Origin of the sequence: Pantoea sp. RIT413 (assembly GCF_003057675.2) — a bacterium.
Taxonomy (GTDB): domain Bacteria; phylum Pseudomonadota; class Gammaproteobacteria; order Enterobacterales; family Enterobacteriaceae; genus Pantoea; species Pantoea eucrina.
Window position 1 is genome coordinate 31,396 of the sequence record NZ_QBJB02000006.1, and the last position, 13,327, is coordinate 44,722.

General features: G+C 55.7%; 12 protein-coding genes and 1 other annotated feature. Of the genes, 8 read left to right on the forward strand and 4 right to left on the reverse strand.

Annotated elements, in window-relative coordinates:
• Positions 1–31 precede the first annotated feature (31 nt).
• The gene (robA, locus tag DBY66_RS09940) at positions 32–913 is read right to left on the reverse strand and encodes an MDR efflux pump AcrAB transcriptional activator RobA (RefSeq protein WP_039382458.1); all 882 of its coding nucleotides are present in this window, start codon (positions 911–913) and stop codon (positions 32–34) included.
• 194 nt (positions 914–1,107) lie between these two features.
• Here robA and creA point away from each other — a divergent pair, with 194 nt between their 5' ends.
• A complete protein-coding gene (creA, locus tag DBY66_RS09945) occupies positions 1,108–1,581 on the forward strand; it encodes a protein CreA (protein ID WP_039382459.1) in 474 nt (157 codons plus the stop codon).
• 46 nt (positions 1,582–1,627) lie between these two features.
• Here creA and arcA read toward each other — a convergent pair whose 3' ends face one another.
• Entirely contained in the window at positions 1,628–2,344 is a 717-nt protein-coding gene (gene arcA, locus DBY66_RS09950) for a two-component system response regulator ArcA (RefSeq protein WP_039382461.1), read from the reverse strand.
• Between the two features lie 599 nt (positions 2,345–2,943).
• On the opposite strand from arcA, the gene DBY66_RS09955 reads away from it, so the two are divergent.
• The 4 genes from DBY66_RS09955 to thrC all read left to right on the forward strand — a co-directional run bounded on the left by DBY66_RS09955 (position 2,944) and on the right by thrC (position 8,671).
• Positions 2,944–3,648, forward strand: a complete 705-nt coding sequence (locus DBY66_RS09955; RefSeq protein ID WP_071669099.1) for a tRNA/rRNA methyltransferase — start codon at positions 2,944–2,946, stop codon at positions 3,646–3,648.
• A 192-nt stretch (positions 3,649–3,840) separates the two neighbouring features.
• Positions 3,841–3,963 (forward strand) — a sequence feature (Thr leader region).
• A 26-nt stretch (positions 3,964–3,989) separates the two neighbouring features.
• A complete protein-coding gene (thrA, locus tag DBY66_RS09965; RefSeq protein ID WP_108569979.1) occupies positions 3,990–6,452 on the forward strand; it encodes a bifunctional aspartate kinase/homoserine dehydrogenase I in 2,463 nt (820 codons plus the stop codon).
• 2 nt (positions 6,453–6,454) lie between these two features.
• Positions 6,455–7,384: a homoserine kinase gene (thrB, locus tag DBY66_RS09970; RefSeq protein WP_039385707.1), complete on the forward strand. Its 930-nt coding sequence runs from the start codon at positions 6,455–6,457 to the stop codon at positions 7,382–7,384.
• A gap of 3 nt (positions 7,385–7,387) precedes the next feature.
• Entirely contained in the window at positions 7,388–8,671 is a 1,284-nt protein-coding gene (gene thrC / locus DBY66_RS09975) for a threonine synthase (protein WP_071669097.1), read from the forward strand.
• A 354-nt stretch (positions 8,672–9,025) separates the two neighbouring features.
• Here the strand turns inward: thrC and yaaA are convergent, their stop codons facing one another.
• Positions 9,026–9,802, reverse strand: coding sequence for a peroxide stress protein YaaA (gene yaaA, locus DBY66_RS09980; RefSeq protein WP_108569980.1), 777 nt, complete (start codon positions 9,800–9,802; stop codon positions 9,026–9,028).
• 214 nt (positions 9,803–10,016) lie between these two features.
• Here yaaA and tal point away from each other — a divergent pair, with 214 nt between their 5' ends.
• The 3 genes from tal to DBY66_RS09995 all read left to right on the forward strand — a co-directional run bounded on the left by tal (position 10,017) and on the right by DBY66_RS09995 (position 13,088).
• Complete coding sequence (gene tal, locus DBY66_RS09985; protein ID WP_094110716.1) at positions 10,017–10,970, forward strand: transaldolase; 954 nt, start codon at positions 10,017–10,019, stop codon at positions 10,968–10,970.
• A gap of 123 nt (positions 10,971–11,093) precedes the next feature.
• On the forward strand, positions 11,094–11,681 hold the full coding sequence (gene mog / locus DBY66_RS09990) for a molybdopterin adenylyltransferase (RefSeq protein WP_071669094.1): 588 nt from the start codon (positions 11,094–11,096) through the stop codon (positions 11,679–11,681).
• Between the two features lie 105 nt (positions 11,682–11,786).
• Entirely contained in the window at positions 11,787–13,088 is a 1,302-nt protein-coding gene (locus DBY66_RS09995; RefSeq protein ID WP_094110717.1) for an MFS transporter, read from the forward strand.
• Here DBY66_RS09995 and DBY66_RS17790 read toward each other — a convergent pair.
• Positions 13,080–13,301, reverse strand: a complete 222-nt coding sequence (locus tag DBY66_RS17790) for a hypothetical protein (protein WP_128083759.1) — start codon at positions 13,299–13,301, stop codon at positions 13,080–13,082. The two genes, DBY66_RS09995 and DBY66_RS17790, sit on opposite strands and share 9 nt — an antisense overlap.
• Positions 13,302–13,327: the final 26 nt, after the last annotated feature.

A 13,327-nucleotide genomic window follows, 5' to 3' on the forward strand; every position in this document is an offset into this window, starting at 1 on the left:
GATTAATGCGCCCGACGAGGTTCTTTGGCGATTAATTAACGGGCTGCGGGCGGATCGGGATCAGGTATTCGCAGCGAATATCGGCAGGCGGTTCGCTGCGCTTTTTGCCGCCGTGGGTATAGAATCGCTCAATATCCTGCCCCTGACGACGGATCAGCCCCAGCAGCGGCATGCAGGTGCCGTAGAGCATCAGGATAAACTCCTGCAGCGCGACGCGCGGACCTTCATAGCTGAACTGCACGTAGTCGCCCGCTTCCAGCGTCACGCGCTGGTTTGACTGCATATTCAGCGCCTGCTGATCGGCCGGTACCGCAGTGGTATAGAGGATCTCCTGCTCATCATCTTTCTCATGGCTGGCGCGCACCTGATGCAGACCATAAAGCACCGGCGGCACGGTATCGGTTTCCAGCAGGAACTGTTTCCAGAAGTGCACGCGCATCTCATCACGGTAGCGGGAGATCTGCTCCAGCGCGCAGGTATAACTCTGCGTCTGGCCTACCAGAATCGTCTCCGGCAGCGTGACAAATTGTGCTTCCGGCACGGGCTGGTTATCCAGACGAATGGGCGGACGGATACCGTAAGAGTTCCACTCGGACGAGCGGCGATACCAGGCGGGCGTCTGATTAAACTGTTTCTTAAACGCGCGCGTAAATGTCTGCTGTGAATCGAAGCGATACTGCAGAGCGATATCGAGGATAGGGCGGCTGGTCAGACGCAGCGCCACGGCGGCTTTGGAGAGCCGACGCGCACGGATATAGGCCCCGATGGCGTGTCCGGTGACCTCTTTAAACATCCGTTGCAGGTGCCATTTGGAGTAACCCGCTTTCAGTGCAACGTTATCAAGTGAAAGCGGCTGATCCAGATGGCTCTCCAGCCAGACAAGCAAATCGCGAATGATACCGGCTTGGTCCATAAAACATCCTCATAACTCTCTGGTGGCGCAACGATGAAGTCGTCGAATAATAGCACTAAATGCACAAACGCGCGGCGCTTGTGTGTTGATCAACTGTGCTATATCAATGCGGGTGATAACCCGTTCAGGTTTGGTACTTTGATCTGGTGACGGTACATTATCGCCACATCTCTTTCCTTTGCAATGGTAACCCAATGACAATAAATCGCGCTCTTATAGTCACGCTGGCAACTTTTATGCTCACTCCCGTCGCGCTGGCGGAGGAGATCGGCTCTGTTGACACCGTATTCAAAATTTTCGGCCCCGATCATAAGATTGTGGTCGAGGCGTTCGACGATCCGGACGTGAAAAATGTCACCTGCTATATCAGCCGGGCTAAAACCGGCGGTATCAAAGGGGGCCTGGGGCTGGCTGAAGATACATCGGATGCGGCTATCTCCTGCCAGCAGGTAGGGCCTGTAGAGCTTAGCGAGAAAATCGCACAAGGCAAGGCGCAGGGAGAAGTCGTGTTTCGCAAGCGGACATCGCTGGTGTTTAAGAAGCTGCAGGTGGTGCGCTTTTTCGATCAGAAACGCAATGCGCTGGTCTATCTGAGCTACTCAGATAAGGTTGTGGATGGATCGCCGAAAAACGCGCTAAGCGCAGTGCCCATTATGCCGTGGCACTAAAGCAGCCAAAAAAAACGCCCGAACGGGCGTTTTTTTATTGTTTAACTTAATCCTGCAGCTCACCGCAGAAGCGATAGCCTTCACCATGGATGGTGGCGATGATTTCCGGCGTATCGGGCGTTGACTCGAAATGTTTACGAATACGGCGAATCGTGACGTCCACGGTACGGTCATGCGGCTTAAGCTCGCGACCGGTCATCTTCTTAAGCAGATCGGCGCGCGTCTGGATTTTGCCCGGATTTTCGCAGAAGTGCAGCATCGCGCGGAACTCGCTGCGCGGTAGCTTATACTGCTCACCGTTTGGACTGATCAGGGAACGGCTGTTGATATCCAGCTCCCAGCCGTTAAAGCGGTAGCTCTCTACCTGACGGCGCTCTTCACCCGGCATCGCCAGGTTCATGGTGCGCGACAGCAGATTACGCGCGCGAATGGTTAGCTCACGCGGATTAAAAGGTTTGGTGATGTAGTCATCAGCGCCAATTTCCAGGCCGAGGATCTTATCCACTTCATTATCGCGACCGGTCAGAAACATCAGCGCGACGTTTGCCTGTTCACGCAGCTCGCGCGCCAGCAGCAATCCATTTTTCCCTGGGAGGTTGATATCCATAATCACCAGGTTTACGTCATTGTCTGTTAAAACCTGATGCATTTCAGCACCGTCAGTGGCTTCATAGACCACGTAACCTTCCGCCTCAAAAATACTTTTTAGCGTGTTACGCGTGACCAGTTCGTCTTCAACGATAAGAATGTGCGGGGTCTGCATGTTTTGCTACCTAAAATTTGCCAACAAATCGAAAACAGGGCGTACCGCCGTTGCCGCGACAGAATAAAGGCGTGTGCGCAGCCGGAGTACGAAATAATCTTCGGAATATACCATCCATCAGGTCAACTTCAGTGTCAGCTCAGCCGGTCAGAATGAATATCTGTGCGCCCCGTTGGGATCGGAATAGCGTTTATCCTAACCGCATTAACAGCAACCTAACAGCACCAGCAACAACCGATAAGCATAAAAACAACGCTTCGTTGACTTATATCAAAAGCAAGTGTAGCACGTTAACACTTTTATGAAAAACTTCTCCTGTATTGCCAGCTTAGCTCACAAAAAGCAGCATTTTCGCTACATTTAGCCCGCGGTTTTAAACGTATGCAAACTGCATAAATAGCTGGCGTAGTATTATGAATTAACAGGATTTATGTTTTATAAGCGCATAATATCTGCCTGATCGCGATAAATGCCATCAGTACAATTTATTCCGGCAGTTTAACATTATTAACATTCTGCTTTATCACTGCATAACAATTGGTATTTTTTTCGCTGCATGCCACCATAGCGCATAGTGTTAATTTGCTACTGGAAAAATTATGTCTTTTCCCCTGATTTTAGTTTCACCCGCCCGTCCGGAAAATATTGGTGCCGCTGCCCGCGCGATGAAAACCATGGGTTTTACAGAGCTGCGCATTGTCGCCAGCGATGCGTGGCAGGATCCGGCGGCGCGGCGCGTTGCGCACGGCGCCGGTGAAATCCTCGACAATGTTCAGACGTATGCCACGCTAAGTGACGCGCTGGCCGATGTCGATTTTTCTGTTGCCACCACGGCGCGCAGCCGGGCGAAGTTTCGCTACTATGCCACGCCTGTGCAGGTAGAGACTATTCTGCAGGAAAAACGACAGTGGCTGCCGCGCATTGCGCTGGTATTTGGTCGTGAAGATAGCGGGCTGACGAACGAGGAGCTGGATCAGGTCGATCTGCTGACCGGTATTCCTATGGCGGCGGATTATCCCTCACTCAATCTGGGACAGGCGGTAATGGTCTACTGCTATCAGCTCGCCTCGCTTAATCAGGTCACCGTCACCCCGGCAGAAACGGCCAATGCGCTGCAGCTGCAGGCGCTGCGTCAGCGTTTTCAGCAGCTGCTCACGACGCTTGAGGTGAGCGATGACACCAAGATGGTGGACTGGATCGATCAACGCATCGGTCTGCTGGAGCAGCGCGACAGCGCAATGCTGCACCGGCTGCTGCACGATGTGGAAAAAAAGCTGGCAGAGCATTACTCGGCAAAATCCTGAACAGATAGTTGCTGATCGGGCATCTTGCCTCGGGGCTGAACGATCGCAACACCATTTACCCGATCCAGCGCAGCACTGCCCGGCTGCAGGTTCAGCGGCAAAAGACAAATTCGTTGACTTAACGTGCGCTTTGCTTTACTTCTGGAAGGCAGACGGACAAGACAAAGACAGACAGAAAAATCTTAATGCGTAACGACAGCCTGAACACCACAACAATTATTACCACCACCATTACCACAGGTAACGGTGCGGGCTGACGCATACAGGAAAAAATAAAAAAGAAGCCCGCACCTCAACAGTGCGGGCTTTTTTTTCGGCAAAAATTCAGGAGAGTTTTAACCATGCGAGTGCTGAAATTCGGCGGAACCTCAGTAGCAAACGCAGAGCGTTTTCTGCGCGTAGCGGACATTCTGGAAAGCAATGCGCAGCAGGGACAGGTTGCCACCGTGCTCTCTGCACCCGCAAAAATTACTAATCACCTGGTGGCGATGATTGAAAAAACCATCAGCGGCCAGGATCCCCTGCCGAATATCAGCGACGCCGAGCGCATTTTTGCCGATCTTCTGCAGGGGCTTGCGGCCGCCCAGCCGGGGTTTGACGCTGAGCGCATCAATACCTTTGTTGCGCTGGAGTTTGCTCAGCTTAAGCAGGTGCTGCACGGTATCAGCCTGCTGGGGCAGTGCCCGGACGCGGTCAATGCTGCTATCATCTGCCGGGGTGAAAAGCTGTCGATTGCCATTATGGAGGCGCTGCTGCAGGCGCGTGGTTATCAGGTGACCGTGATCGATCCGGTTGAGAAGCTGCTGGCCGTGGGACACTATCTGGAGTCCACAGTGGATATCCCTGAATCCAGCCGGCGCATTGCCGCCAGTCAGATCCCGGCCGATCATATGATCCTGATGGCTGGCTTCACCGCCGGTAACGAAAAAGGCGAGCTGGTCGTACTGGGGCGCAACGGTTCCGACTACTCTGCTGCCGTACTGGCCGCCTGCCTGCGCGCTGACTGCTGCGAAATCTGGACCGATGTCGATGGCGTCTATACCTGCGATCCGCGTCAGGTGCCCGATGCACGCCTGCTGAAGTCGATGTCCTATCAGGAGGCGATGGAGCTCTCCTACTTTGGCGCCAAAGTTCTGCACCCGCGTACCATTGCGCCGATCGCACAGTTTCAGATCCCCTGCCTGATTAAAAACACCGCTAATCCGCAGGCGCCCGGTACGCTGATTGGCGGCGAGGGCAGCGATGACGAAAACCCGGTCAAAGGCATCACCCACCTAAACAACATGGCGATGTTTAATGTCTCCGGCCCCGGAATGAAAGGCATGGTGGGCATGGCCGCGCGCGTGTTTGCTGCGATGTCCCGCACCGGTATCTCCGTGGTGCTGATCACCCAATCCTCCTCCGAATACAGTATCAGCTTCTGCGTACCCCAGAGCGAGCAGGCGCGCGCGCGGCGCGTGCTGGAAGAGGAGTTTCATCTTGAGCTGAAAGAGGGCCTGCTCGATCCGCTGGATGTGCTGGAGCAGCTGGCGGTGATTTCGGTGGTAGGCGATGGCATGCGTACGCTGCGCGGCATCTCCGCAAAATTCTTTTCGGCACTGGCACGCGCCAATATTAATATCGTGGCGATCGCCCAGGGCTCTTCCGAACGCTCAATCTCTGTCGTGGTAAGCAATGACGATGTGACTACCGGCGTGCGCGTTGTGCATCAGATGCTGTTCGCGACCGATCAGGTGATTGAAGTGTTCGTTGTCGGCGTCGGCGGCGTCGGCGGTGCGCTGCTGAATCAGCTGCATCGCCAGCAGGCGTGGCTGAAAGGCAAACATATCGATCTGCGCGTCTGCGGGATCGCAAATTCGCGCGCGCTGCTGACCAACGTCCACGGTATCGACCTTAAAGACTGGAAAGGGGCGCTGAGTGAGGCGCGCGAGCCGTTTAACCTCGGACGTCTGATCCGGCTGGTAAAAGAGTATCACCTGCTTAATCCGGTGATCGTCGACTGTACCTCAAGTCAGGCGGTGGCCGACCAGTATGCTGACTTCCTTGCCGAAGGTTTTCATGTCGTGACGCCTAATAAAAAGGCGAACACCTCCTCGTGGAACTACTACCAGCAGATGCGGGCTGCCGCTGCGAAGTCGCGTCGCAAGTTTCTTTATGATACCAACGTCGGCGCCGGTCTGCCGGTGATTGAAAACCTGCAGAACCTGCTGAACGCGGGCGATGAACTGATTAAGTTTTCCGGCATTCTCTCCGGCTCGCTCTCTTTTATCTTCGGCAAACTGGATGAGGGGATGTCGCTCTCCCAGGCAACCACGCTGGCGCGCGAGATGGGCTTTACTGAACCCGATCCGCGTGACGACCTGTCAGGAATGGATGTGGCGCGCAAGCTGCTGATCCTGGCGCGCGAAGCGGGGCATCAGCTGGAGCTGAGCGATATCACCATCGAGCCGCTTCTGCCTGCCAGCCTGACTGAACTGGCGGATGCGGATCAGTTTATGGCGCGTCTGCCGGAGCTGGATAATGCCTTTGCAGCACGCGTCGCTCAGGCGCGCGATGAAGGCAAAGTGTTGCGTTTTGTCGGAGCGATTGCAGAAGATGGTCACTGCAGCGTTAAAATTGAGGCAGTAGATGGCAACGATCCGCTGTGCAAAGTGAAAAACGGTGAAAATGCGCTGGCGTTCTATAGCCGCTACTATCAGCCGATTCCGCTGGTACTGCGCGGGTATGGTGCAGGGAATGATGTTACCGCAGCGGGCGTGTTTGCTGATTTGCTGCGTACGCTGTCGTGGAAGTTAGGAGTTTAATGATGGTAAAAATTTATGCACCGGCCTCCATCGGCAACGTCAGCGTTGGCTTTGACGTGCTGGGAGCCGCGGTGTCGCCGGTGGATGGATCGCTGCTGGGCGACTGTGTGGCAGTTGAAGCAGCCGATCGTTTCAGCCTTGAGAATCGCGGTCGTTTTGTCAGCAAGCTGCCTGACGATCCCAAAGAAAATATCGTTTATCAGTGCTGGGAGCGTTTCTGTCAGGCGATTGGCAAAGAAGTGCCGGTTGCGATGACTCTGGAGAAAAATATGCCGATCGGCTCCGGCCTCGGCTCCAGCGCCTGTTCCGTCGTGGCAGGCTTAATGGCGATGAACGAATTCTGCGGCAAGCCGCTCAGCGATACCGCACTGCTGGCGCTGATGGGCGAGCTGGAAGGGCGTATCTCTGGCAGCGTACATTATGACAATGTGGCTCCCTGCTTCCTCGGCGGCGTACAATTAATGATTGAAGAGCAGGGGATTATCAGCCAGCAGGTGCCGTGCTTTGATGAGTGGCTGTGGGTTATGGCGTATCCCGGCATTAAAGTTTCTACCGCGGAAGCGCGGGCGATTCTGCCGGCGCAATATCGCAAGCAGGATGTGATTAAACATGGCCGCCTGCTGGCGGGCTTTATTCACGCCTGCCATACCCGGCAGCCGCAGCTGGCGGCTAAGTTAATGCAGGATGTGGTGGCCGAACCGTACCGCACCAAACTGCTGCCGGGCTTCGCCGCGGCACGGCAGGCGGCAGCCGATATCGGCGCGCTGGCCTGCGGCATTTCGGGCTCCGGTCCGACGCTTTTCGCTGTTTGCAATGAGATGGCAACGGCGCAGCGGATGGCAGACTGGCTGAGCCAGCACTATCTGCAGAATGAAGAAGGCTTCGTCCATATCTGCCGTCTTGATACGGCTGGCGCACGTAAACTGGGATAACGTATGAAACTCTATAATCTTAAGGATCACAACGAGCAGGTCAGCTTCTCGCAGGCAGTCAAACAGGGGCTGGGCTCGCAGCAGGGGCTGTTCTTTCCACTGGAGCTGCCGGAATTTGAACTGACCGATATCGATGCGATGCTGGAGATGGACTTTGTCAGCCGCAGCAGCAAAATCCTGTCTGCTTATATCGGGGATGAAGTTACCCCGCATCAGCTGGCTGAGCGGGTCAAAACGGCCTTTACCTTCCCGGCACCGGTGGCGAAAGTCAGCGAAGATATCGCCTGTCTGGAGCTGTTCCACGGCCCGACGCTGGCATTCAAAGATTTCGGCGGCCGCTTTATGGCGCAGATGCTCTCCTATGTCTCCGGCGCAGATGAGCAGATCACTATTCTGACTGCCACCTCGGGTGATACCGGGGCTGCCGTGGCGCACGCTTTCTACGGTATGGACAATGTGCGTGTAGTGATCCTCTATCCGCAGGGCAAAATCAGCGCCCTGCAGGAAAAACTGTTCTGCACGCTGGGTGGCAATATTGAAACTATCGCAATTGATGGCGATTTCGATACCTGTCAGTCGCTGGTTAAGCAGGCGTTTGATGATGAGGAGCTGAAAAAAGCGATTGGCCTTAACTCCGCTAACTCCATCAATATCAGCCGTCTGCTGGCGCAGATCTGCTACTACTTTGAGGCGGTCGCACAGCTTCCGCAGGAGCAGCGTAATCAGCTGGTGGTTTCCGTACCCAGCGGTAACTTTGGCGATCTCACGGCCGGCCTGCTGGCGAAATCGCTCGGTCTGCCAATCAAACGGTTTATTGCCGCAACCAACGCCAACGACACCGTACCGCGCTTTCTTGGCAACGGTGCCTGGCAGCCAAATGCCACCGTGGCTACCCTGTCAAACGCAATGGATGTCAGCCAGCCGAATAACTGGCCGCGCGTGGAAGAGCTGTTCCGCCGTAAAACCTGGCGTCTGACCGATCTCGCTTACGGTGCGGTTTCTGATGAGACGACGCAGGCCACGATGCGCGAGCTGGCCGATCTGGGTTATCTCTCAGAGCCGCATGCGGCCATCGCTTATCGTCTGCTGCGCGATCAGCTGCAGGAAGGTGAGTATGGATTGTTCCTTGGTACAGCGCATCCGGCGAAATTCCGCGAGAGCGTAGAGGAGATTCTGGGACAGACGCTTACGCTGCCGCAGGCGCTGGCCGATCGCGCCGATCTGCCGCTGCTGTCACACCAGATGCCGGCAGAGTTTGCCGCACTACGCAAATTCCTGCTGCAGTAACAGATCGGGGCGTAGTCCATGGCGGCCAGGGGCGCATAAACACGCCAGGGGCGCATAAATGCGCCCCCTACGGATATCCCATCCCCTGTAGGGGCGCCATTCATGGCGCCCGGGTTGATGCGCGTGCGAAACGTGATGATGCCAGGGGCGCATAAATGCGCCCCCTACGGATATCGGATGGTCCCGTAGGGGCGCCATTCATGGCGCCCGGGTTGATGCGCATACGAAACGCGATGATGCCAGGGGCGCATAAATGCGCCCCCTACGGATATCGGATGGTCCCGTAGGGGCGTCATTAATGGCGCCCGGATTGATGCGCATACGAAACGCGATGACGCCCCGGCATAAACCGATTTATCCCTGCTCCTGACGCTTAAACACCAGCTCATTTCCCTGGCTGGCTGCCGCATCAAAACGGTATCCATCTGCATCAAACTGCTTCAGCTGATCTGGCTGTGTCAGACGATGCTCAATCACAAAACGGCTCATCAGACCGCGCGCTTTTTTGGCATAAAAACTGATGACCTTATAGTGGCCGCCCTTTTCATCCAGAAACACCGGCTTTATCAGCCGGGCATTAAGTTTCGCCGGCTTTACCGCCCGGAAATATTCATCTGACGCCAGGTTAATCAGCACCTGGTCACCCTGCGCCTGTAGCGCCTGATTCAGCGCTTCCGTGAGCGTATCGCCCCAGAAACTATAGAGATCGCGGCCAGCCGGGTTTGCCAGTCGGGTACCCATCTCCAGCCGGTAGGGCTGCATCAGATCCAGCGGGCGCAGCAGGCCATACAAACCAGAGAGCATACGCAGGTGCTGCTGGGCAAAATCAAAATCTGCCTCGCTAAAGCGTTCAGCCTGCAGGCCGGTATAAACATCCCCTTTGAACGCCAGAATAGCCGGACGCGCATTTTCCGGCGAAAAGTGCGGCTGCCACTGGTTAAAGCGCTCGGCGTTCAGGTGCGCCAGCTTGTCGCTGATACGCATCAGCGAAGCGATATCAGCCGGAGAGAGGGCGCGCGCAACGTCAATCAGCTGCTGCGATTTTTCCAGCAGCTCAGGCTGGGTAAAGCGGGGGGTGGCAAGCGGGCTCTCATAATCCAGCGTTTTAGCCGGTGAAATCACCATCAGCATACCGGGTCTCCTTGTGCGCCTGCTTAAATATCAGGACATTAACGGAAAATTTATTGCGCGGAGTGTATCAAAAAAGCGGCATCAATCGGCAAATCACTCCTATTCGTCAGCGCTATCGTAAAGGGCACGCCACGATGTTGCGCCGCTGATTGCGCGTGATATTATCGATTCAGCCTTTTATACCCTGACAGTCAACCAAAGAGAAAAGAGAACCATGACGGATAAACTTACTTCCCTGCGTCAGCTGACTACCGTGGTCGCCGACACCGGTGATATTGCGGCGATGAAGCTCTATCAGCCGCAGGATGCCACGACAAACCCTTCCCTGATCCTCAACGCTGCCCAAATTCCTGAATACCGCAAGCTGATTGATGAAGCGATCGGCTGGGCGCGTCAGCAGAGCAGCAACAAGGAAGAGCAGCTGGCGCTGGTCTCTGACAAACTGGCTGTCAACATCGGGCTGGAGATCCTCAAACTGATCCCGGGCCGCATTTCCACAGAAGTTGATGCACGCCTCTCCTACGATACCGAAGCGAGCATCGCGAAAGCGCGCAGCCTGATCAAACTCTACAACGACGCAGGCATCAGCAACGATCGTATTCTGATCAAACTCGCTTCAACCTGGCAGGGCATCCGTGCAGCGGAGCAGCTGGAAAAAGAGGGTATCAACTGTAACCTTACGCTGCTGTTCTCCTTTGCGCAGGCACGCGCCTGTGCAGAAGCGGGCGTTTTCCTGATCTCTCCATTCGTAGGCCGTATTCTCGACTGGTACAAGCAGAACACCGATAAAAAAGAGTATGCGCCGCATGAAGATCCAGGCGTGGTGTCCGTATCTGAAATCTACAGCTACTACAAACAGCACGGCTATGAAACTGTAGTGATGGGTGCCAGCTTCCGTAACGTGGGCGAAATCATTGAGCTGGCGGGCTGCGACCGTCTGACCATCTCTCCGGGCCTGCTGAAAGAGCTGGCTGAGAGCGAAGGCAGCGTTGAGCGCAAGCTGAGCTACAGCGGCGAGATCAGCGAGCGTCCGGCGAAAATGACCGAAGCGGAGTTCCTGTGGCAGCATAATCAGGATCCTATGGCGGTGACTAAGCTGGCGGAAGGCATCCGCAACTTTGCCGTTGATCAGGGCAAACTTGAAAAGATGCTGACCGAACTGCTGTAAGCATGACGCCGTGGCGGTGCCTTGCCGCCGCGGCATTACGCATTTCTCTGCTCTGCGCTTTGTATTATCCTTTCTGCATCTATCTTTCTTTGCCGCCACGCGGCTAACCACAGCGATACTCTTATGGATACTTTACGCATTGGATTAATTTCCGTTTCCGATCGCGCAGCAAACGGCATTTATCAGGATCAGGGCATTCCGGCACTGGAGAGCTGGCTCAGCACTGCGCTGGCAACACCCTTCGAGCTGGAGACGCGGCTGGTGCCGGATGAACAGCCGATGATTGAACAGGCGATCTGCGAGCTGGTAGATGAACGTTTCTGCCATCTGGTGCTCACCACCGGCGGTACCGGGCCGGCACGACGCGACGTGACGCCGGATGCGACGCTGGCGGTAGCGGATCGCGAAATGCCTGGCTTCGGTGAGCAGATGCGTCAGATCAGCCTGCAGTTTGTACCCACTGCCATTTTGTCACGTCAGGCAGGGGTTATCCGCAAACAGTCGCTGATCCTGAATCTGCCCGGCCAGCCGAAATCGATTAAAGAGACGCTGGAAGGGGTAAAAGCGGAGGATGGCAGCGTAAGGGTACCCGGAATTTTTGCCGCCGTGCCTTACTGCCTGCAGCTGCTGGAAGGACCCTATATCGAGACGCATGCGGCAGTGGTAGCAGCATTTCGTCCAAAAAGCGCACGGCGTGAGACAAACCTCTGAATATAAGGCTTTTCAGGCATAAAATTCAGCCTTGCTGGTGTGGTGCGGGTTTGCCGGTATAGTAACGTCTGCTCTACCTTTCCCGGCTCTGGATACCGCATCGTTATGGACTCGCTCACCTCGCATCGACTTAACCGGCAGGACTATAAAACCCTGTCGCTGGCTGCCCTTGGCGGGGCGCTGGAATTCTACGACTTCATTATTTTTATCTTCTTTGCTGCCGTCATTGGCGAGCTCTTTTTCCCGCCCGATATGCCTGACTGGCTGCGTCAGGTGCAGACGTTTGGTATTTTTGCTGCCGGCTATCTGGCGCGACCGCTGGGCGGCATTGTTATGGCGCACTTTGGTGACAAAGTCGGCCGGAAAAAGATGTTCAGCCTGAGTATTCTGCTGATGGCGCTGCCGACCCTGGCGATGGGCGCACTGCCCACCTATGCAAGCATAGGTATCGCTGCACCGCTGCTAATGCTGCTATTGCGGATGCTGCAGGGGGCGGCAATTGGCGGTGAGGTGCCGGGCGCCTGGGTATTTGTTGCTGAGCACGTTCCGGAAAAGCGTACCGGCTTTGCCTGCGGCACCCTGACCGCAGGCCTCACTGCCGGTATCCTGCTGGGTTCACTGGTAGCGACGCTGCTTAACAGCACGATTTCGCCAGCGGCAATGCGCGATTACGGCTGGCGGCTGCCGTTCTTTCTCGGCGGCCTGTTTGGACTGCTGGCGATGTACCTGCGTCGCTGGCTGCATGAAACGCCGGTATTTCAGCAGATGCAGCAGCGGAAAACGCTGTCTGAACGGCTGCCGCTGCAGGCTATTTTGCTGCACCACAAGCGCAGTATTGCGATCTCAATGCTGCTGACCTGGCTGCTCTCCGCCTGCATTGTAGTGGTGATTTTAATGGCGCCCGCACTGATGCAGAAACAGGGCGTGCCTGCTGCGCTGAGCCTGCAGGCCAACAGCCTGGCGACCGTAATGCTGCTGGTCGGATGCGTGCTGGCAGGCTGGATCGTAGATCGCGCGGGTGCGGCGCGTACGCTGATAGCGGGATCGCTGCTGCTGGCTTTCTGCAGCTGGCACTTTTTCCAAAACACCGGCAGCGCGCCGCAGATGCTGTTTTTCTGGTACGGCGTGGCGGGACTGAGCGTCGGTGTGGTAGGCGTAGTGCCGTTTGTCATGGTGCGCGCCTTTCCACCAGCGGTACGCTTTACCGGCATCTCTTTCTCATACAATGTTGCTTACGCGATTTTCGGCGGCCTGACGCCCGTCAGCGTAACGCTGATGATGCAGCTGACGCCTATGGCACCGGCCTGGTATGTGCTGGCGCTGGCGGCGATCGGTGCCGCTGTCGGCTGCTGGCTGTGGCGTGACGCACGTCAGCCAGCGGGGCACTCCTCGCGCTCTTTATCCTGATGAGCCCGGTACGGCGGGCAGCACTGCTCCGCCGTACTGCTGCTGAAGTTGTACATTTTTCCGCCATTTATCCCTTCCGGGTAAAAGAATCGAAATATTTTTTGCTTTTAACCCTTGATGCGCATCGAAGCGGCCCCATTTACTTGTCATCGGGCGTTGTGAGGCAGCAAAAAAGCCTGCAGTCGCAGTTGAAAGTGGCGGTAACGACCACATCTCTGCATCACAACCCAATTTGACAA